This window comes from Actinoplanes sp. NPDC051475 (assembly GCF_040689425.1).
Taxonomy (GTDB): domain Bacteria; phylum Actinomycetota; class Actinomycetes; order Mycobacteriales; family Micromonosporaceae; genus Actinoplanes.
Window position 1 is genome coordinate 165608 of sequence record NZ_JBFAZZ010000013.1, and the last position, 19187, is coordinate 184794.

Genomic DNA, 19187 nt, shown 5'->3' on the forward strand with positions numbered 1-19187 from the left:
CTCAGGTCGGATCCGCAGCGACCGACCTGAACCGGCGACAACGGGCGACACGGGGGAGAGCTGCTCATGATCGGTATTCGGCGCAAGGTCCTGGCGGTGGGCGCGGTGGCGATGATCACCGCGGCCGGGCTGGTCGGTTCACCCACCTCGGCCGTGTTCGCCGAGGGGGCGGCCGTCACCGACTGGATGCAGACCCAGTCGGACGTCGACGCCGCTCAGGGCACCCCGGGCAACAGCAGCAACCAGGGTGGCTGGGCCGACATGGCCGGGGGCCTCACCGCCCGCCCGTACGTGACCTCGATGAGCGTGATCAACGGCGGCGAGACCACCCCGATCTTCACCGCGAACGCGCCGGTGGCGGCTCAGGTGGCCCCGGGCCGGCTCGGCGCCGTGGTCGCACCGGTGAACCTGTGCCCGGCGGGGCAGGCCGAGCAGCCGGGTCACTGCTATTCGACGCCGAACCGCGTGGCCCTGACCGTCGTCTACGGCGCCGAAGGCGGCGGCAACGGCTGGGACTTCAGCTCCGAGCGCGCGCAGACGGTCACGCCGGCCGTCACCGAGGACACGATCATCGACATGACGATCGCGTTGAACACGCTCGGCAAGAGCCTGCGGTGGAGCTGGCTCAACGGCCACCTGACCGACTGGCGCACCGACAACCTCGGCCAGGACGACGCGACCGTGCACGTACGGTTCCGGCCCGCGACCATCCCGTCCGTCGACTGGGCGAGCCTGCCGGCGGGCAACGGCTGTACCGCCACACCGATCTTCAACTGCGAGATCGCGCAGGCCCAGGACGAGATGCTCGGCGCCACGCTGCTGTTCAGCCTCGACGACACGCTGGACCCGGCGCTGACCGGCTCGGTCTTCGCGACCCGCAACGCCATCGCCGGCTTCCTGCAGCCCGGCGGGAGCGCGGCGGCTCCGCTGCTCGACATCCAGGCTGCCTCCACGCACCTCACGTCGCTCGGCGAGCTCCGCAAGGGCACCATCGAGGCGTTCCTGCCGGCGGGTGCCATGCTCAACCTCTACGGCGTGTTGCCGACCGACGCGGCCTGGGTCTTCAGTACCACCCGCACCGGCAGCGCGGGCACGAACGACGCGCCTACGTACGCGCCGTGGGCTGCTTCGCCCGAGCGTTCCGAAGGCGTGCTCGTGACGGTGGACAACATCACGTTCAGCGTCCCGACGTACAAGGTCAAGAGCAGGCTCAAGGCGGTGTCCACCTCGGCCAAGACGGCCGGAAAGACCACCACCGTGCGCGCCGGCGTCACCGGCTGCTCGAAGCAGGCGCCGTGCGTGGCGACCATCTACGAGGTCACCAAGGCGAAGTCCTTGCGATACCGCGGCGCGCGTACCGCGGTGCTGAACCGGACCGTGACGGCAAAGACGGTTGCGCTCAGCGTCCGTTCCACCGTCCTGAAGAAGGGCGACCGCTACCTGCTGGTCGTCCGCAACGCGAAGACCAAGCGGCCGGTCGCTTCCTCGCTCGGCGCCGTCAACTGAGGTTCGCCCGGACGAAGCCGCCGCCGCCCGAAATCACGTGATCGGGCGGCGGCGGCTGTCTAGAGCAGACCGCGCACGTAGGCCGCCTGGCCCGCGTGCTGGACGTCGTCGTCGAGGATGCTCACCAGTCGTACGCCCAGCGTGACCGGTGGGTCCCACGCTTCGTCGACCACCCTGTCGAGCGCCTCCGCGGTGAGGCCCGAGACGTAGGCGACCGTGCGATCGTGCACCGCCCGGTAGTAGTCCGTCAGCGCCTCGGCGCTCTCGGGGCGGACGGCGGCGACGTCCTCGGGGGAGTGGCCGTAGCCCGTGTCGTCCGGGTCGGGCTTGCGGCCGAACCGGGACGCCCGGTCGCCGGCGAGGTAGATCTGCTCCTCGCCGAGCAGCTCCGCGATGTGGCTGTCCTGGACGCGGGTCAGGTGCCAGACGAGCCAGCCGACCGTGTTGCCGTGGCCCGCCGGCGCGGTGCGGAGTTGCTCCGCGGTGAGGCCGTGCACGGCCGTGCGGACCAGGTCGGGCAGGCGTCCGTACGCCTCGGTCAGCAGCTCGGTGACGTTCATGGTGGGCACCTTCCTACTCTGTCGCCGGGTCCTGCTCCTGCTGCGGTGCGATCTGCTGATCGGGTTGCCCGTCCGCGGGCGGCGTCTGCTCCGGCGCCTGCGTGGTCGTCTGCGTGGAGTCCGGGGTCGGCTCCGTGGTGGCCGGCGTCTCCTCCGGGGTGTCCGTCCCCGCCGACTCGCTGGACGAGGGGTCCGGCGTGGACGATTCCTCGTCCGACGGCGTCTGCGAGACCTTGGGCGACGGCTTCTCCTCGTCGTCCGACTTGCCGCCGCTGCCGAACAGCGTCGTGCCGGTCGCCGAGGTGTTGCGCACGGTCGCCGATATCGGCTTGTCGGTGATCGCCTCGAAGACGCTCAGCGCGCCCATGGAGAGCACGAACAGGGTGAGGGCGGCGAGGCCGATGTGACCCCACCTGATCCGCCGCCCGGGCTCCGCGGCCACCGTGTGCGAGGGGTTCTCGTCCTCGCTGGCCGCCGCGACCGGCGGGGTGCCCACCGCGGCCGGCACCTTGATGAAGGCCGGCGCCACCGTCTGCAGATGCTTGGTGCTGCGTTTCAGGGAGTTGTTGAAGAGCTCCGTTCCGACCGAACCGACCACACTGGCCAGCGCGGCCCCGGCCAGGGTCCCGGCGACTCCCAGGAAGGAGCCGAGCACCGCTGCGGCCACCGCCGCGAGTGTGCCGGCGATAACCTTGCTGATCTGGATGCCGGACCACAACCGGTCCGGTGCATGCTCGCTCATGTCCTCCTCACAATGCGACTCCGTCGAGTCGGCGCAAACCATCAGCCTTTACCGAGCCGCTCCGCACTAAACCATCCTCTTTCGACGAGGATCTCGCGCAGCGGGCGTACGTGGATGCCCTCGGCGGCCATGCGCTGCCGGGCCAGCCGGCGGGTGCGCAGGATTCCGGCCACGCCGATGGCGCCGATCGCGTACTGCACCGCCATGGCGGCCTTGAAGTCGGCGATGTCGTAATCGGCACGTCCGCCCGTGCGGGCGTCCAGGATCAGGCCGACCAGCATGATCGTCAGGAGCGACGCCACGAAGCCGCCGACGTTGACGATGCCGGTGGCCGTACCCAGGCGGTGGGGCGGGTTGAACGTGCGGGCGAACTCGAAGGCGATCATCGAGCCCGGGCCGCCCAGGCCCAGCGCGATCACCAGCAGCACCACCACGGCCAGCGGGGCGCGACCCGGCCAGGCGAGCACCAGGCCCCAGCCCAGGCCGTTGGCAGCGATCACCCCGAGCACGAGCCACGAGCGGCGCATCGGATGCCGCTGCACCAGGATGCCGAGCAGCGGGCCGCCCACCATGCCGACGAGCACGAAGAGGGTGAGCAGCGTGCTCGCGGTGCCACGGGACAGGCCCTCGCCCGCGACCAGGAACGGATAGCCCCACATGAGGGCGAAGACCGTGCCCGGGAACTGGCTGGTGAAGTGCGTCCACAGCCCGAGCCGGGTGCCGGGGTGCTGCCACGCGGCGGCCAGGTCGGCGCCGAGCCGCCGGAGGGTGACCGTGTCACCCGAGCTGACCCGGCGCTCCGGGGTGTCGTGCAGGGCCACGGCGGCCACGATCGCGATGAAGAATCCGGTCGCGGAAGCGCAGACGAAGGCGGTGGTCCAGCCCGCGCCGGCCAGCAACGCCGCCAACGGTACGGCGCTGAGCACCTGCCCGACCTGTCCGACGATGCCGGTGAGCTGGGTGACCACCGGCACCCGCCCGGACGGGAACCACTGCGGCACCAGGCGCAACACGCTGATGAACGTCATGGCGTCGCCCGCGCCGACCAGGATCCGGGCGGTCACCGCCCCGCCGACGCCGTCGGTCACCGCCATGAGGGCCTGCCCGGAGGCCATGACCAGGGCGCCGGCGACGACCAGCCGCAGCGAACCGAACCGGTCCAGCAGCAGGCCGACGGGCACCTGAAGGCCCGCGTACACGAGGAGTTGCAGCACGGCGAAGGACGCCAGCGCGCCCGCACCGATGGCGAACCGATGCTGCGCGTCCAGCCCCGCCACGCCCAGCGACGTGCGGTGCAACACGGCCACCACGTACGCCGAGAGCCCGACGGCCCACACCGCCCAGGCCCGGGCACCGCCCTGCATGAAACCCACTCCGTCCGCTCGCGTGCCGTTCCACCCTTTCGCGGAGGGGCCGGAGGCGCCAACGACGAGCGTCACAAATCGGACGTGTGCCTGGTCATAGATCGAATGGGGGTCACGGCGTGCGGGCGGCCGTGCCCAGGTGCTCGGTCAGCCAGCCCACCGTCTCGCGCAGATATTCCGCGCGCGACGAACGGTGCAGCAGCTCGTGGCCCTCGCCCGGGAAGAGCAGATACTTGTGCCGCACACCGCGCGCGGCCAGGGCGGCCACCACCTGCTCCGCCTCGATGACCGGGACGTTGCTGTCGTTCTCGCCGTGCACCACCATCAGCGGCGCCCGCAGCCGGTCGATCCGGGTGATCGGCGACAGCTCCCGCAGCAGGTCGGCGTCGGCGATCGGGTCGCCGTACTTGGACACCGCCGCCGCCGCGATCCACGGCTCGGTGTGCTCGTAGAAGGTGGCGAAGTTCGACATGCCGCAGACGTCGATGCCGACCGCGAACAGCTCCGGGTACGTCGTCAGCGCCGCCAGCGTCAGGTGGCCGCCGTACGAGCGACCCATGCATCCGACGCGCGCCGGATCCGCGATGCCGGAGCTGACGAGGTGCTCGACACAGGCGGCGACGTCGGCGACGGCCGCCCAGCGCAGCGGGCCGTTGTCGGCATTGACGAAGCTGCGGCCGAAGCCCGACGAGCCCCGCACGTTGGCCGCGAACACCGCGATGCCCCGGTCGACCAGCGACTGGAACAGCGGGCTGTGTCCCGGGCGCTCCTGCGCCTCCGGGCCGCCGTGCAGCCACAGCACCACCGGGTGCGGGCCGCCGGCGGCGGGTGCGAAGAGCCAGCCGCTGATCTCGAGGCCGTCGTGCGAGGCGAACCGGCGCAGCGCCGGCTGCACCGCGCCGGGCGCCGGCTCCTCGGCCGACACCGGGTGGGTCCGCTCGCCGTCCCAGGTCCACACGCCGTGCGGCTGTCCCGGGCCTTCGGCGGTGAAGGCCAGGGTGCTGCCGTCGTGGCTCCAGACCGGCCCGGAGACCACCGTGCCCGGCAGGGTGACCGGGGTCGTGGTGCCCCCGGCGAGCACGGTGAGCTCGGACCGGCCGCCGTCGACGTTCCAGAGCACCGCCACCCTGGTGCCGTCGGAGGTGAGCGCGAACGCCTCCACCTCCCCGGTGTCCGAGGCGGCCAGGATCTCGGCGGCGCCGCCGTACGCGCGCAGCAGCACCGGGCGCTCGCCGGCGTCGCCCCGCGCGTAGACCGAGCCGTCCGGGGCGAAGCAGGCCTGCTCGCCGCTGGTGACGTACTCCTCGACCTCGCTCTCGAGGTCACGCAGGGCCACGAAACGGTCGCCGCGCGGGCCGCGCCGGAGCAGGGCACGGCGCCGGTCCGGCGAGACGTCGAAGAGGGAGATCAGCTCACCCTCGGCGACCGTCTCGCGGGTGCCGTGCTCGGCGTCGACGAGCGTGGTGGTGGTCAGGTTCTCGGTCACCGCGAGCAGCGGCCGACCGGGCAGCCAGCGCGGGTTCTCGGCGCCGTCCGCGCCGAAGCCGGCGACCTGGTGCAGGGCCGAGCCGTCCGGGCGGACCAGCCAGACCTCGGTGCGCGGGGCACCGCCGGGAGCGATCACGCACGCCAGCCAGCCGCCGCCGGTGGACCAGTGCACCGAGGCGACCGGTTCCTCGCCGGTGTCGACCAGGAAGGTCAGCTCGCTGCCGACCGGCTGCACCCAGACCTTGGGCGAGCCGCTGCGGTCGGAAACGTATGCCACGTGCCGGCCGTCCGGCGAGAGCGTCGGCGACCAGCTGCCGCCAGCCTCCGAAGGATAGGAGCCCTTCGTCGTCCATCCTGCGGGCAGCACGGTGACGTCGACGCGGCTGAGCTGACCGGTCATACGGGTCCTCCTTCGGCTTCTCAGATTCCCTTGTCCTGCAACCACATCTCGAGCAGGGCGAGCTGCCACAGCTGGTTCGCCCCGAGGGTCGTACGAGGAGTGTTCGGGTCGGCCAGCAGCGCGTCAACGTACTCCTTGCGGAAGAGATTCCGCGCGCGGGCCGCCGGTGCGTGCAGCGCCTCGCGGACCATCTCCAGCATCGGCCCCTCCAGGTGCCGGATCCCGGGAACCGGGAAGTAGCCCTTGGTCCGGTCGATCACCTCGTCGGGCACGACCCCGCGGGCCGCGTCCTTGAGCACCCCCTTGCCGCCCTGGGCCAGTTTGAGCTCCGGCGGGCAGGCCGCCGCGAGCTCGACAAGCTCGTGATCCAGGAACGGTACGCGCGCCTCCAGCCCCCACGCCATCGTCATGTTGTCCACCCGCTTGACGGGATCGTCGACCAGCATGACCTGCGAGTCCAGCCGCAACGCCGCGTCGACCGCGGTGGTGGCGCCGGGCCGGGCGAAGCTCGCCGCCACGAACTCGCGGCTGACGTCCTCGTCAAGGAACCACTCCGGGTTCAGCTGCCGGGCCAGGTCACCGTGGGGGCGGTCGAAGAACTCCTTCGCGTACGCGTCCACGGCGCGGTCCCGGGGCACGTCGGCGAGCGGCGGGTACCAGCTGTAGCCGGCCAGGATCTCGTCCGCGCCCTGCCCCGACTGGACGACCTTCACCTGCTCGGAGACGTCCTCGCTGAGCAGGTTGAAGGCGACGCAGTCGTGGCTGACCATCGGCTCGCTCATCGCGGCGACGGTACGCGTGACGGCGGGCAGGAACCGGTCCCTGCCGATCCGGATCTGGTGGTGCCGGGTGTCGAACTGCTTGGCGATGATGTCCGAGTACGCGAACTCGTCGCCGCTCTCGCCGGCCGCGGACTCGAAGCCGATGGAGAACGTGGTCAGCCCGCGCTGCCCCTGCTCGGCCAGGAGCGCCACGATGTACGAGGAGTCGAGCCCGCCGGAGAGCAGCACCCCGACCGGCACGTCGGCGACCATCCGCCGTTCGACCGCCGTACGCAGCTTGACGTGGATCGCCTCGGCCCACTCCTCTCGAGTCGTCGGGGCGTCGGCGCGGGTGTGGGACGCCTCCCAGTAGACCTTCGATGTCGACGTACCGTCCGGCTTGATGATGCGGACCGTCGCCGGCGGCAGCTTGCGGATGCCGGCGACGATCGTGCGCGGCGCCGGCACGACCGAGTGGAACGTCATGTAGTGCTGCAGCGCCACCTTGTCGATCGACGTGTCGACGTCCCCGGCGGCGAGCAGCGCGGGCAGGGTGGAGGCGAAGCGCAGCCGGCCGGGGGTCTCGGCGAGGTACATCGGCTTGATGCCGAGGCGGTCGCGGGCCAGCATGACCGTTCCGGTGGCGTGCTCGGTGATCGCGAAGGCGAACATGCCGAGGAAGTGCTGGACGCAGTCGGCGCCCCAGCGGTGGTACGCCTTCATGATCACCTCGGTGTCGGAGGTGGAGACGAAGGTGTAGCCGTGGCCGCGCAGCTCCTCACGGAGCTGCCGGTAGTTGTAGATGCAGCCGTTGAAGACCAGGGTCAGGCCGAGCTGCTCGTCCGTCATCGGCTGGCCGCCGGCCTCGGACAGGTCGATGATCTTGAGCCGCCGATGGCCGAACGCGACCGCGCCGCGGTGCCACAGGCCCTCGCCGTCGGGGCCGCGCGACTCCAGGCGCGGCAGCATCCGCCGGACGGCCTCGGGGTCGGCCGCCCGGTCGTCGAACCTGAGCTCGCCGCCGATTCCGCACATGATGGATCAACCTCCACGGTTTGGAGTTTCGAGGGGATTTCTGGGCTGTGAAGGGGCCTCAGCCCAACAGCCAGGTGTCCTTGCTGCCGCCGCCGCGGGAGGAGTTGACGATCATGCTCCCGGCGGGGGCGACCCGGGTCAGGGCCGCGGGGGCGACCACCGACTCCTTGCCGGTGAAGACGAAGGCGCGCAGGTCGACGTGGCGGGGCGCGAGCTCCTGACCGTCGAACACCGGATGGGTCGACAGGTTCACCACCTCCTGCGCGACCCAGCGGTGCGGGGCGGTGTGGATCTGCCGGCGTACGGCGGCCAGGTCGGCGGAGGTCGCATGCGGGCCGATGACGATGCGGTCGCCGCCGTAGCCGTCGACCGGCTTGCAGACCAGCTCCTCCAGCCGGCCGAGCACCTCCGCGCGCTGTTCCGGGATGCCGCACAGGTACGTCGGCACGTCGGCCAGCAACGGCTTCTCGCCCAGGTAGTACTCGATGAGCTTGGGCACGTACGCGTAGACGGCCTTGTCGTCGCCGATGCCGTTGCCCAGTGCGTTGGCCAGCACCACCGACTCGGCGTGCAGGGCCGTGACCAGGCTCGGGCCCAGCGGCATCCCGTCCGCACCGGGCGAGTGCACCAGGCTGTCCTCACCCATGCGCAGGTAGATCACGTCGACGCGGTGCTTGCGCCCGCTCGCGATCCGGAACACGACGCGGTCGTCGACCAGCAGCTCGGTGCTGCGGACCAGGGGTACGCCCATCTCGTCGGCGAGCATCCGGTGCTCGAACCACGCCGAGTCGTCGGTGCCCTGGCTCAGCACCACCACGCCCGGTTCGTCGCCGGCGGCGGGCCCGGCGGCCTCGACCAGCGCCCGCTTGAGCAGCCGCGGCGTCTCCTCGGGGCTGAGCAGGCCGGCCGGGCGGGGGAACTCCGGCAGCACGCTCTCGGTGAGCCGGCGGTTCTGCATCGCGTACGCGATCCCGGACGGCACTCGCAGGTTGTCCTCGAGCACGCACCAGGTGCCCTCGCCGTCGCGCACCAGGTCGACGCCGGCCACCTGCGCCCGGGGTCCCGGCCGGCTCACCAGGGCGCCGCTGGGCCGCAGCTCGGGCGAGCCGTCGATGACCCACTCCGGTACGACGCCGTCGGCGACCACGGCGCGGTCGCCGTACACGTCGTTGATGAACGCGTCGAGGGCGCGGACCCGCTGGATCAGCCCACCGTGCAGCCGGCTCCAGTCGCGCTCGGGCACGATGCGCGGCACGAGGTCGAACGGGAACAGGCGGGTCGCGGCCTCGCCGGCCACGCTGAAGGTGATGCCCCGGGCGCGCTGCTCGTCGTCCTTGGCGTCCTCGCGGCGGCGCAGCCCGGCCGGGCCGAGCGCGCTCAGCACGTTCAGGATCGGCTGGTACGCGGGCACGACGTCGCCGCCCGGGAACGCCTCGTCGCCGATCGCCGCGTACGGGGTGAGCCCGGCCGGGACGGTCTGCCCGCCCGGCCCGACGCCGGTGGCGCCGCCGCGGGTGTCGGCGACCACCAGGTCCACCACGTCCGAGATGCGGCCGCGGCGGGTCAGGGCGCGCCGCTGCCGGGCGGCCGAGCTGCCCCGGCTCAGGGCCTGGACGGACAGGTCGAAGACCTGCTCCCAGTCGCCCAGCTCCTCGAGCTGCGGGCGCAGATCGCCGACGAGGCGCTCGACCGCGACGGCGGCCGGTACGGGCACCGGCGAGCGGGGCAGGTCGAGCAGGTCGCCCTCCAGGCCGGAGCGGGCGGCGCGCCACATCGCGGCCCGGTGCAGCGGCGGGCGGGTCGGCACGAGCGGGCGGCCGGCGCGGTGGTCCTGCCGGGCGCGCAGCACCAGCGCCCGGAAGAGGCCGGCCAGCAGTACGACCGTGTCCGCGTCCGGGCTGGAATCCGTGACTCGCAGCTCCACGGTCGGCAGGTGGGCCGACGGGCGGACGTCGAAGTACACCATCTTGGGGTCGGTGATGGTGCCGGACGCGATCAGGTCGGCCACCAGCGCGTCGTGGTCGGCGGCGTCCCGGACGACGCCGCTGTCGCCGGCGGTCGGCCAGCGCATCCAGACCAGCGAGCGCACGCTGGCGTAACCGCTGTCCTCACCCATCCAGAACGGCGAGCTCGCGGAGAGTGCCAGCAGCACCGGAAGCGCCGGGGTGACCCGCTGCGCGATGGCGACGGCCTCGTCACGGTCCGGGATGCCGACGTGCACCTGCGCGCCGCAGATGAGCTGTTCCCGGGCCAGCATCTGGTATTCGTCCAGCATCCGGCGGTAGCGCGAGGTCGGCGTCACCGGCAGCGAGTCCAGGTCGACCACCGGCACCGTGCCGGCCGCCACGAGGCCCAGCCCCAGCGACTCCGCGACGCCGATCGCCCGGCGGCGCAGCGTCACGATGCCGTCGCGCAGATCGTCGAGGGTCTCGGCCACCGGCGTGTTGGTCTCGACCACCGAGCGGTGCAGCTCGGCGGAGAAGTGCCCCTCGTCCAGCTGGGCGAGCACGTCCGGCGCGCGGGGCACGAGCTCGCGCGTCTTGAGGTCGACGACGTGCAGCTCCTCCTCCACGCCGAGCGTAAGGTCGGTGCCGACGGCCTCTTCCTCGCCGCCCTCGCTGACCCTGAGTGACTCCGTCATGTGTCAACCGCCTATGTCGCATCGTCCGTTGGTCCGGAGCCTCGTCAGCTCATGTACCGAACCTGTGACGTGCCCATTTCCGGCTGCGCCCAAGCGTGACCGACTGCACCCGCGACGGTGCGGGGGGACGGACCCCGCCGGCGGGGACGGCTTGACGGGTCCGTGCGCGCGGATGCTCGAAGTCACGCTCTTCCGCGCCCATCTACGCGAAAGCTTGTGCAATTCTTCACGAATGCTAGGGCCTCCGGTGGCGCCGCACCTACCCTCCGGGACACCATTAACGAGCGTTCGGCGTGGTGGCAATGGGAGGCGACAATGGCCGGGGAGAAGTACGTCTACGATTTTTCGGAAGGTCACAGGGATCTCAAGGACCTTCTTGGCGGCAAAGGCGCGAACCTGGCGGAGATGACCCGCCTGGGGCTTCCCGTTCCGGCTGGTTTCACCGTCACCACGAGTGCCTGCCAGGCGTACCTGTCGACCGGGCGCAACCCGGACGGCCTCGACGCCGAGATCGACGGGCATCTCGCCGCGCTGGAGGCCGCGATGGGCCGCCGGCTCGGTGATCCGGAGGACCCGCTGCTGGTCTCGGTGCGTTCCGGCGCCGCGTTCTCGATGCCCGGCATGATGGAGACGGTGCTCAACGTCGGCCTCACCGACGCCAGCGTCGTGGGCCTGGCCGCCCAGGCCGGCGGCGACGACCGGTTCGCCTGGGACTCGTACCGCCGGCTCATCCAGATGTTCGGGAAAACCGTCTGCGACGTGCCCGGCGAGGATTTCTCCGACGCCCTCGAAGAGGCGAAGAAAGCCAAGGGTGCCACCGACGATCTGCACCTGGACGCGGCCGACCTGCGCGCCCTCGTGGACCGGTACAAGCACATTTTCGCCAAGCACACCGGATATGAGTTCCCGCAGGATCCCCGCGAGCAGATGCGCCTGGCGATGGAAGCTGTCTTCCGCTCCTGGAATGCCGAGCGGGCCGTGCTCTACCGTCGCCAGGAACGCATTCCGGCCGACCTCGGCACGGCCGTGAACGTGGTGGCGATGGTCTTCGGCAACCTCGGCGCCGACTCCGGGACCGGCGTCGCGTTCACCCGCGACCCGGCGTCCGGCGCCCAGGGCATCTACGGCGACTACCTGGCGAACGCTCAGGGCGAGGACGTGGTCGCCGGCATCCGCAACACCATGCCGCTCGAGGACCTGCAGGGCCTGGACCCGCGGTCCTACGAGGAGCTGCTGGGCATCATGGCCAAGCTCGAGGGGCACTACCGGGACCTGTGCGACATCGAGTTCACCATCGAGCGCGGCAAGCTGTGGATGCTGCAGACCCGGGTCGGCAAGCGCACCGCCGCGGCCGCCTTCCGGATCGCGGCCCAGCTGGTCAACGAGGGCATGATCAACCTGGACGAGGCGCTGCGCCGGGTCTCGGGCGCCCAGCTGGCCCAGTTGATGTTCCCCCGCTTCGACCTCTCGGGCGATCCGGTCGCGCTGACCCGGGGCATCGGAGCCTCGCCGGGCGCCGCGTCCGGCAAGGCCGTGTTCAGCGCCGAGCGGGCCGCCGAGCTCGCCGGGGCCGGCGAGGACGTCATCCTCGTCCGCCGCGAGACCAACCCCGAGGACCTGGCCGGCATGATCGCGGCCCGCGGCATCCTCACCGCCCGCGGCGGCAAGACCAGCCACGCGGCGGTCGTGGCCCGCGGCATGGGCCGCACCTGCGTCTGCGGCGCCGACCAGCTGGAGATCGCGGCGGACCGGTTCACCGTGGACGGTTGCACCGTCAACGAGGGCGAGGTCATCTCGATCGACGGCACCACGGGCCGCGTGTACGTGGGCGCGGTACCCGTACGCCCGTCCGAGGTGGTCCAGTACTTCGAGGGCGACGAGGTGGACTCGACCCTGGTCGAGGCGGTGCACACCATCATGAGTCACGCCGACGCCACGCGGCGGCTGGCCGTACGCACCAACGCCGACACCGGCGACGACGCCGCCCGGGCCCGGCGCTTCGGCGCGGAGGGCATCGGGCTGTGCCGCACCGAGCACATGTTCCTCGGCGACCGTAAGGAACTCGTCGAGCGGCTGATCCTCGCGGTCAGCGAGAGCGCCCGCAACGACGCCCTCGCCGCGCTGCTCCCGTTGCAGCGCGCCGACTTCGTCGACCTGTTCCGGGCCATGGACGGGCTGCCGGTCACCGTGCGCCTCATCGACCCGCCGCTGCACGAGTTCCTGCCGTCGCTGGAGGAACTGGCCGTCAACGTGGCCGTGGCCCGCGAGCGCGGCGAGGAGCACTCCGAGGACGAGCGGCTGCTCGACGCCGTACGCCGGATGCACGAGCAGAACCCGATGCTCGGCCTGCGCGGCGTACGCCTCGGCCTGGTCATCCCGGGCCTGTTCGCCATGCAGGTACGTGCGATCACGGAGGCGGCGGTCCAGCTCGCCGGCGAGGGACTGAACCCGCGCCCGGAGATCATGGTGCCGCTGGTCGGCGCCGTGCAGGAGCTCGAGATGGTCCGGCAGGAGTGCGAGCAGATCGTCGCCGAGGTCGTCGCCGGCAGCGGCGTCCAGGTGCTGATCGGCACGATGATCGAGGTGCCCCGGGCGGCCCTCACCGCCGGTCAGATCGCCGAGGCCGCGGACTTCTTCTCCTTCGGCACCAACGACCTGACGCAGATGGGCTGGGGCTTCTCCCGCGACGACGTCGAGGGGGCGTTCTTCTGGCGCTACCTGGAGCTCGGCATCTTCGGCATCTCGCCGTTCGAGTCGATCGACCGCGACGGCGTGGGCCGGCTGATCCGCATCGCCGCGGAGGAGGGCCGGGCGGTACGCCCCGACCTCAAGCTCGGCGTCTGCGGCGAGCACGGCGGCGACCCCGAGTCGGTGCACTTCTTCCACGAGGTCGGACTGGACTACGTGTCCTGCTCGCCGTTCCGGGTGCCGGTCGCGCGCCTGGAAGCGGGCCGGGCGGCGATCACCGGGGGCGACTCCGACAGCCGCTGATCCGGCCGTCCCTCCGGCGGAACCGGCAGGCTGTGTGCCAAATCCGCCGGAGGGATTGAGGTCTGCGCGCGTACGGCCCAAGGTGACGAACATGGAGACGCCGCCGAATCTTTGTCGGAGAGGTCGGTTTACGCCGTCCTCCAGCCCGGCATCCATGAGCCATGACTGACGAGGGTCAGGGGCTGCGGCCGGGCGACGTGGTGTTCGTCGGACGGGCGGCCAGCGTGCAGTTCACCGGCCGGTCCGGATTCGTGTTCCGCATCATCGCCGTCGACGACCGTCCGACGTACGCCGGCTGGGTCTGGCTCGACGGCTATCAGCTCGACCGCCGCGGCCAGGCAGTGGCCCGCCGTCGCATCTTCGTCGTCAAGGCCGGCCTGCGCCGCGCCGGCACACCGGGATCGTCGCTGCGGATGGACCGCCGGCACTGAGAACCGGCGGGGCCCGCGCCGGGGGACTCGGCGCGGGCCCTCTCTTCCGTTGGGGGAGCGGCTAGTTGCGGTTGATGGTGAACGTGGACGTGGTGTTCTCGATGTCCCGCCAGTTGTTGCTCAGGCGCAGGTTGGTGAAGGTGGCCGAGCCGACCGCCGGGCCCTGGTTCGCCTCCGGCATCGGGTTGGCCCAGATGCCGAAGCCCGACTTGGCGTCGAACTCGTCGCCGCTCTTCTGCGCCCCGCTGATCGACACGTTGGTGAAGACCGTGTCCTTGATCGGGTTCTGCGGGCGGCCGCTGCCGTCGTAGTTGGTCTGGAACATGATTCCCGAGTACGTCGGGTCGACGATGTCGACGTTGCTGACCCGGATGCCCTGGAACACCTTGGAGGCCGAGAACACCCAGATCGCCGGGAAGGTCTGGGCGCCCCAGAAGTGGCCGCCGGCGCGGACGATCGAGATGTTGTCGAAGACCGTCGGCGGGTCGGCGCCGAAGCCGTTCATGGGGTAGCCGAAGTCCAGCGAGCTGATGGTGATGCCCGAGTAGACCAGGGTGTCCGCGATGTAGATGTTCTTGAACGTATTGGCGTAGCCGCCGTAGACCGCGATGCCCGCGGCGCGCCAGGTGAGCGTGGTGGACAGGTTGGAGTAGACGTTGTTGATCTCGTCGGCGCCGCCCGCGTCGATCGCCGAGAACAGCGCGAAGCTGTCGTCGCCGGTGGCCCGGGCGTCGTTGTTGTCGACCAGGTTGTCGGTGCTGCCGTTGGTCATGTTGACCCCGTCGGCGAACAGGTTGCGGATGCGCGAGTTCTTGATGACCATGTGGTCGGTATTCGCGCCCCAGTAGAGGCAGACGGTGTGCTCGGCCCAGATGTTGTCGATCGTGATGCCGGAGACGTTCGAGAAGTCGAACACCTTGCCCGGGCCGTCCTGCCGGATCGTGTAGTTGCCGAAGAAGGCGAAGTTCTTGAACGTCGAGCCGTTGGCGGTGCCGTCGGCGCGGAAGCCCGCGTCCGTCTCCGACTGGTTCTGCGGCGTGGAGAACCTCGTGTACCAGGGGCCGGCGCCGACGACCTGGATCGCCCTGCCGTACACCTGGAACTTGCTCGTCGTCTGGTAGTCGCCCGGCGGCAGGTAGACGCCGGCCTTGCCGCTGTCCGTCCGGGCCGCGTCCAGCGCCGCCTGCACGGCCTGCTGGTCGAAGCCGTTCGGGACCACGTACGTGGCGGGATTCGGGTTGGTGACCGGCGCGACCTGCTCGGTGTTGATGAAGTCGATCGCGATGTTCCCCCCGTTGCCCGAGTCCTTCTGCAGCTTGATCACGCTGCCGGCCGGGAACGAGCCGGTGAGCATGATGTTCGCCTCGTCGTAGATGTGCCGCGGCCCGGTGCCCGAGTTCTGCGGCGCGCTCTCGTTGCCGTAGAGCCAGGCGTACCGGGAGGTGAGCGGGAGCGTCTTGTTCAGCGAACCGTTGACGTAGACGTTGATCGAGCTGGTCGTGGTGTCCGGGATGGAGAACCGTGCCACGACGGTGTTGGTGGCCGCCCGGGCCGTCCACTGCACGTACGCGCCGGTGGCGTTGAGCGTCACCGCCCTGCGGCCGGACGCCTCGCCGGCCAGATCACCGATCTTGCGGTTCGGGCCGACCACCTGAGCGCCGCCGCCGACGGTGCCGTCCTCGGCCTCGTACATGTCATAGGGCATGTTCGCGCCGCGGCCGACGAAAAGCGGCTTCTCGCTCGTGTTGTTGGCCTGCTTGACCGGCAGCTCGTTGCCGTCGTTCGCGAGTACGGTCCGGACCGTGTACCTGCCGTTGACCGCCGTCCACGAGCCGACGCTGATCGCCGGCGAGGACGCGCCGGCGGCGAGAGTGCCCGACCACGAGCCGGTCAGGGTCTTCACCACCGAGCCGTTGTCGCCCAGGACGGTCACGGTGACGTCGTGCGCGCCGCCGGCCGAGGCGGCGCTGCCCTGGTTGCGGATGGTGACACTGAAGGCGACCGGCTGGCCCGCCGACGGGTTCGACGGCGACCAGCTGACCACCGCCGCGACGAGGTCCGAGCTCGAGACCGGCGTCACGACCAGGTCGTTCGGGTTGGTGTAGCTGTTGTTCGTGTCGTTCTGCTCGATGACGGTGCCGGCCTCGTCCACCGTGGCGCTCAGCGGGTACGAGCCCGCGTCACGCGCGCCGATGCTCGCGGTGACCGTGGCGGACGCCCCGGCGGCGAGGGCCCCGACGTTCGCGCTGCCGGCTTTGGCCGTACCCAGATAGAAGGTGACCGTGGTTGCCGGACTGCCGGCGCTCCCGGCGTTGCGGACGGTGGCCGACAGGGTGATCTGGTCGGTCTCGACCGGCGCGGACGGGGAGACCGCCATGCCGGTGATCGTCAGGTCCGGGTTGGGTGCCGGCTCGCCGATGACCTGGAACTCCGCCACCTGCCCGCTGGGCGCCCCGGTGTTGGCGGTGAAGCTCAGCCGCACGTCCGCCGCGGTGGCGCTGACCGGGATGGTCACGGTGTTGCCGGTGGCCGGGTCGAACGTGTACGTCGCGGAGCCCACCAGCGTGGTGAAGCCCGGCGCGCTTTGCTCGCGGCCGAGGACCGAGAACGTCTGGGTGCGAGTACCCCACTGGGTCGACGGGTTGAGCTTGACCACGACGGAGCTGGTCGTGGCGTTCGCGCCGAGGGACACGGTCAGGTTCGCCGGGTACGCGCTGCCCTCCCAGTACGTGGCGGTGTCGTTGTCGTTGGCGTTCGTGGCGACGAAGGTGAAGACGGTCGACGAGGCGGTGATCGGCTTGCCGGCCGCCAGATTCGTGCCCCCGGTGCCGGAGCCGGTGCGGGTGACCGTGTTGCTCGCCGCGGACACGTTGCCCGCGGCGTCGCGCGCCTTCACGTAGTAGGCCACGGCCGCACCGGCGGGCCGGTTGTCGGTGTACGTCAGCACATTGCCGGCGACCGTGGTGAGCAGCGACCCGTTGGCGTAGATCTCGTACCCGGTCACCCCGACGTTGTCGGTGGAGGCGTTCCAGGTGAGCCGGATCTGCCCGGACTGCGGCTGGGTGTACGCCAGCCCGCCCGGCGCGCCAGGTGCCTGGGTGTCGCCGGTGGCCGGACCGTAGACCTCGAGCTCCGAGACCTGACCGGCGGGCCAGCCGGTGTTGCCGCTGACGGCCAGGCGCACGTACCGGGTGGTGGCCGCGCCGAAGTCGATGGTGACGGTGTTGCCGGTGGCCGGGTTGAACGTGTAGCCCGTGCTCGCCTTGAGGTCGGTGAAGCCTGAGCCGGTCGCGCTGCCCTGCACGGCCAGCGTCTGCGTACGGGTCTGCCACGCGGTGGACGGCGGCAGCTTCACGACGGCCTGGTTGACGGAGACGGACTGGCCGAGGTCGACCTGCAGCCACTGCGGGAAGGCGTTGTTGGCGCTCTCCCAGTAGGTGCTGGCGTTGCCGTCGCCCGCGTAGCCGGCGCCGTACACGTCGACGAAGCTGCTGGCGCTGAAGGGCTTGCCGGCGGCGAGGTTGGGGCCCGCGGCGGCGGCCGGGGCGGTGGGGGAGACGGCCTGGAGGACGGCGGTGGCGACGATGGCGGCGGCAGCCGCCACCATCATTCGTCGCATTCTGGAGATGGCCATGGGGGAGCCCTTTCGTCAGGTGGCCAGGCGCAGCCAGACGGCGGTGTCCGGGGGAAGACGATCGCCGTCGAGGGGGCCGCTGGTGAGCAGGACGGATCGGTGGGCCGGCAGCGCGACGGCGGCCGGGGACAGGTTGAGGACGCAGGCGAAGGCCGCGCCCCGGGTGTACGCGAGCACGCCCGGCGCGCTCGCCAGCCATTGCATGGGCGGTTCGTGCAGACCCGGCTCGGCCTTGCGCAGGGCGATGGCCGAGCGGTAAAGCTCGAGCATCGAGCTGGGGTCGCCGGTCTGGGCCTGGACCGTGCGGTCCTTCCACTCGCGCGGCTGGGGGAGCCACGGTTCGGCGGTCGAGAAGCCGAACGGCGGTTCGTCGCCGCTCCACGGCAGCGGCACCCGGCAGCCGTCGCGGCTGTGCCCGCGGCGGGCGTACATGGGGTCGCGCATCCGGTCGGGTGGGATGTTCTCGTTCTCCCAGAGGCCCAGTTCCTCGCCCTGGTAGACGTAGGTGGCGCCGGGCAGCGAGAGGGAGAGCAGGGCGGCGGCCCGGGCGCGGCGGGTGCCGAGCTCGAGGTCGACCGGGGTGCCGTCGAGGTTGTCGTCGAAGCTGAAGGTGGTGGTGGTCCGGCCGTACCGGGTGACGTGCCGGGTGACGTCGTGGTTGGACAGCACCCAGGTCGGGGGCGCTCCGACGGCGCGGTGGGCGTCGAGCGTACGGTCGATGCACTCGCGCATCGGCCCGGCGTCCCAGGCGCAGCCGAGGAAGTCGAAGTTGAACGCGGCGTGCAGCTCGTCCGCGCGCAGGTAGCCGGCGAAGCGCTCGACCTCCGGCAGCCACACCTCGCCGATCAGGGCGCGGTCCCGGTAGCCGTCCGACACCCGCCGCCAGGCGCGGTAGACCTCGTGCACCTCGTCGAGGTCGTGGAACGGGTGCGGCCGGCCCTCGACGACCGGCGGCAGGGCCCGGTCCTTGATCAGCAGCGCGGCCGAGTCGATGCGGATGCCGTCGACCCCGCGGTCGAACCAGAACCGCAGGATGTCCTCGAAGTCGGCCCGGACCGCCGGATGGTCCCAGTTGAGGTCCGGCTGCTCGGGAGTGAACAGGTGCAGATACCAGTCGCCCGGCGTGCCGTCGGGGTTCGTGGTGCGGGTCCAGGTGGTGCCGCCGAACTCGCCGACCCAGTCCGTCGGCATCTCGTCGCCGTGCTTGCCGCGCCCCGGGCGGAACCAGAACAGGTCCCGCTCCGGCGCCCCGGGGTCGGCCAGCGCCTTCCTGAACCACACGTGCTCGCTCGAGACGTGGTTGGGGACGATGTCCACGATGGCGCGGATCCCGAGCTCGTGCGCCTCGGCGATGAGGGCCTCGGCCTTGGCGAGGGTGCCGAAGACGGGGTCGATGTCGCGGAAGTCGGCGACGTCGTAGCCGGCGTCCGCCATCGGGGACGGGTACCAGGGGCTCATCCAGATCGCGTCGACGCCGAGGCCGGCCAGGTGGCCCAGGCGCGCCCGGATCCCGTCGATGTCCCCGACGCCGTCGCCGTCGGAGTCGGCGAAGCTGCGCGGATACACCTGGTAGATGACGGCGTCGCGCCACCAGGAACCGGGCTGGGAATGGGGCACAGTGACCTGCTTTCGCC

At 71.3% G+C, this 19187-nt stretch carries 11 protein-coding genes; 3 read left to right on the forward strand and 8 right to left on the reverse strand.

The features are described from left to right. The first annotated feature begins 66 nt into the window (after window positions 1-66). Entirely contained in the window at window positions 67-1506 is a 1440-nt protein-coding gene (locus AB0368_RS26025) for a hypothetical protein (RefSeq protein ID WP_366156575.1), read from the forward strand. 59 nt (window positions 1507-1565) lie between these two features. On the opposite strand, the gene AB0368_RS26030 is transcribed toward AB0368_RS26025, so the two are convergent. From AB0368_RS26030 to AB0368_RS26055, 6 genes are all read right to left on the reverse strand, one after another. Further along, a complete protein-coding gene (locus tag AB0368_RS26030) occupies window positions 1566-2066 on the reverse strand; it encodes a DUF664 domain-containing protein (RefSeq protein WP_366156576.1) in 501 nt (166 codons plus the stop codon). 13 nt (window positions 2067-2079) lie between these two features. Continuing rightward, on the reverse strand, window positions 2080-2808 hold the full coding sequence (locus AB0368_RS26035) for a hypothetical protein (RefSeq protein ID WP_366156577.1): 729 nt from the start codon (window positions 2806-2808) through the stop codon (window positions 2080-2082). 41 nt (window positions 2809-2849) lie between these two features. Beyond that, a complete protein-coding gene (locus tag AB0368_RS26040) occupies window positions 2850-4172 on the reverse strand; it encodes an MFS transporter (RefSeq protein WP_366156578.1) in 1323 nt (440 codons plus the stop codon). A 112-nt stretch (window positions 4173-4284) separates the two neighbouring features. Then, complete coding sequence (locus AB0368_RS26045; RefSeq protein WP_366156579.1) at window positions 4285-6060, reverse strand: S9 family peptidase; 1776 nt, start codon at window positions 6058-6060, stop codon at window positions 4285-4287. A gap of 20 nt (window positions 6061-6080) precedes the next feature. After that, entirely contained in the window at window positions 6081-7856 is a 1776-nt protein-coding gene (locus AB0368_RS26050; RefSeq protein ID WP_366156580.1) for an N-acetylglutaminylglutamine amidotransferase, read from the reverse strand. A gap of 58 nt (window positions 7857-7914) precedes the next feature. Further along, entirely contained in the window at window positions 7915-10497 is a 2583-nt protein-coding gene (locus AB0368_RS26055) for a carboxylate--amine ligase/circularly permuted type 2 ATP-grasp protein (RefSeq protein ID WP_366156581.1), read from the reverse strand. A gap of 315 nt (window positions 10498-10812) precedes the next feature. On the opposite strand from AB0368_RS26055, the gene ppdK reads away from it, so the two are divergent. Continuing rightward, the gene (ppdK, locus tag AB0368_RS26060) at window positions 10813-13488 is read left to right on the forward strand and encodes a pyruvate, phosphate dikinase (RefSeq protein WP_366156582.1); all 2676 of its coding nucleotides are present in this window, start codon (window positions 10813-10815) and stop codon (window positions 13486-13488) included. A 161-nt stretch (window positions 13489-13649) separates the two neighbouring features. Beyond that, on the forward strand, window positions 13650-13919 hold the full coding sequence (locus AB0368_RS26065) for a hypothetical protein (protein ID WP_366156583.1): 270 nt from the start codon (window positions 13650-13652) through the stop codon (window positions 13917-13919). 61 nt (window positions 13920-13980) lie between these two features. On the opposite strand, the gene AB0368_RS26070 is transcribed toward AB0368_RS26065, so the two are convergent. Both AB0368_RS26070 and AB0368_RS26075 read right to left on the reverse strand, forming a co-directional pair. After that, window positions 13981-17553: a discoidin domain-containing protein gene (locus tag AB0368_RS26070; protein WP_366156584.1), complete on the reverse strand. Its 3573-nt coding sequence runs from the start codon at window positions 17551-17553 to the stop codon at window positions 13981-13983. Between the two features lie 15 nt (window positions 17554-17568). Then, entirely contained in the window at window positions 17569-19170 is a 1602-nt protein-coding gene (locus tag AB0368_RS26075; RefSeq protein WP_366156585.1) for a glycoside hydrolase family 13 protein, read from the reverse strand. Window positions 19171-19187: the final 17 nt, after the last annotated feature.

Excerpts from the sequence above, each read along its gene's own strand:
- AB0368_RS26025 (WP_366156575.1), top strand. The coding sequence starts at position 67 with ATGATCGGTATTCGGCGCAAGGTCCTGGCGGTGGGCGCGGTGGCGATG.
- AB0368_RS26030 (WP_366156576.1), bottom strand. The coding sequence starts at position 2,066 with ATGAACGTCACCGAGCTGCTGACCGAGGCGTACGGACGCCTGCCCGAC.
- AB0368_RS26035 (WP_366156577.1), bottom strand. The coding sequence starts at position 2,808 with ATGAGCGAGCATGCACCGGACCGGTTGTGGTCCGGCATCCAGATCAGC.
- AB0368_RS26040 (WP_366156578.1), bottom strand. The coding sequence starts at position 4,172 with ATGCAGGGCGGTGCCCGGGCCTGGGCGGTGTGGGCCGTCGGGCTCTCG.
- AB0368_RS26045 (WP_366156579.1), bottom strand. The coding sequence starts at position 6,060 with ATGACCGGTCAGCTCAGCCGCGTCGACGTCACCGTGCTGCCCGCAGGA.
- AB0368_RS26050 (WP_366156580.1), bottom strand. The coding sequence starts at position 7,856 with ATGTGCGGAATCGGCGGCGAGCTCAGGTTCGACGACCGGGCGGCCGAC.
- AB0368_RS26055 (WP_366156581.1), bottom strand. The coding sequence starts at position 10,497 with ATGACGGAGTCACTCAGGGTCAGCGAGGGCGGCGAGGAAGAGGCCGTC.
- ppdK (WP_366156582.1), top strand. The coding sequence starts at position 10,813 with ATGGCCGGGGAGAAGTACGTCTACGATTTTTCGGAAGGTCACAGGGAT.
- AB0368_RS26065 (WP_366156583.1), top strand. The coding sequence starts at position 13,650 with ATGACTGACGAGGGTCAGGGGCTGCGGCCGGGCGACGTGGTGTTCGTC.
- AB0368_RS26070 (WP_366156584.1), bottom strand. The coding sequence starts at position 17,553 with ATGGCCATCTCCAGAATGCGACGAATGATGGTGGCGGCTGCCGCCGCC.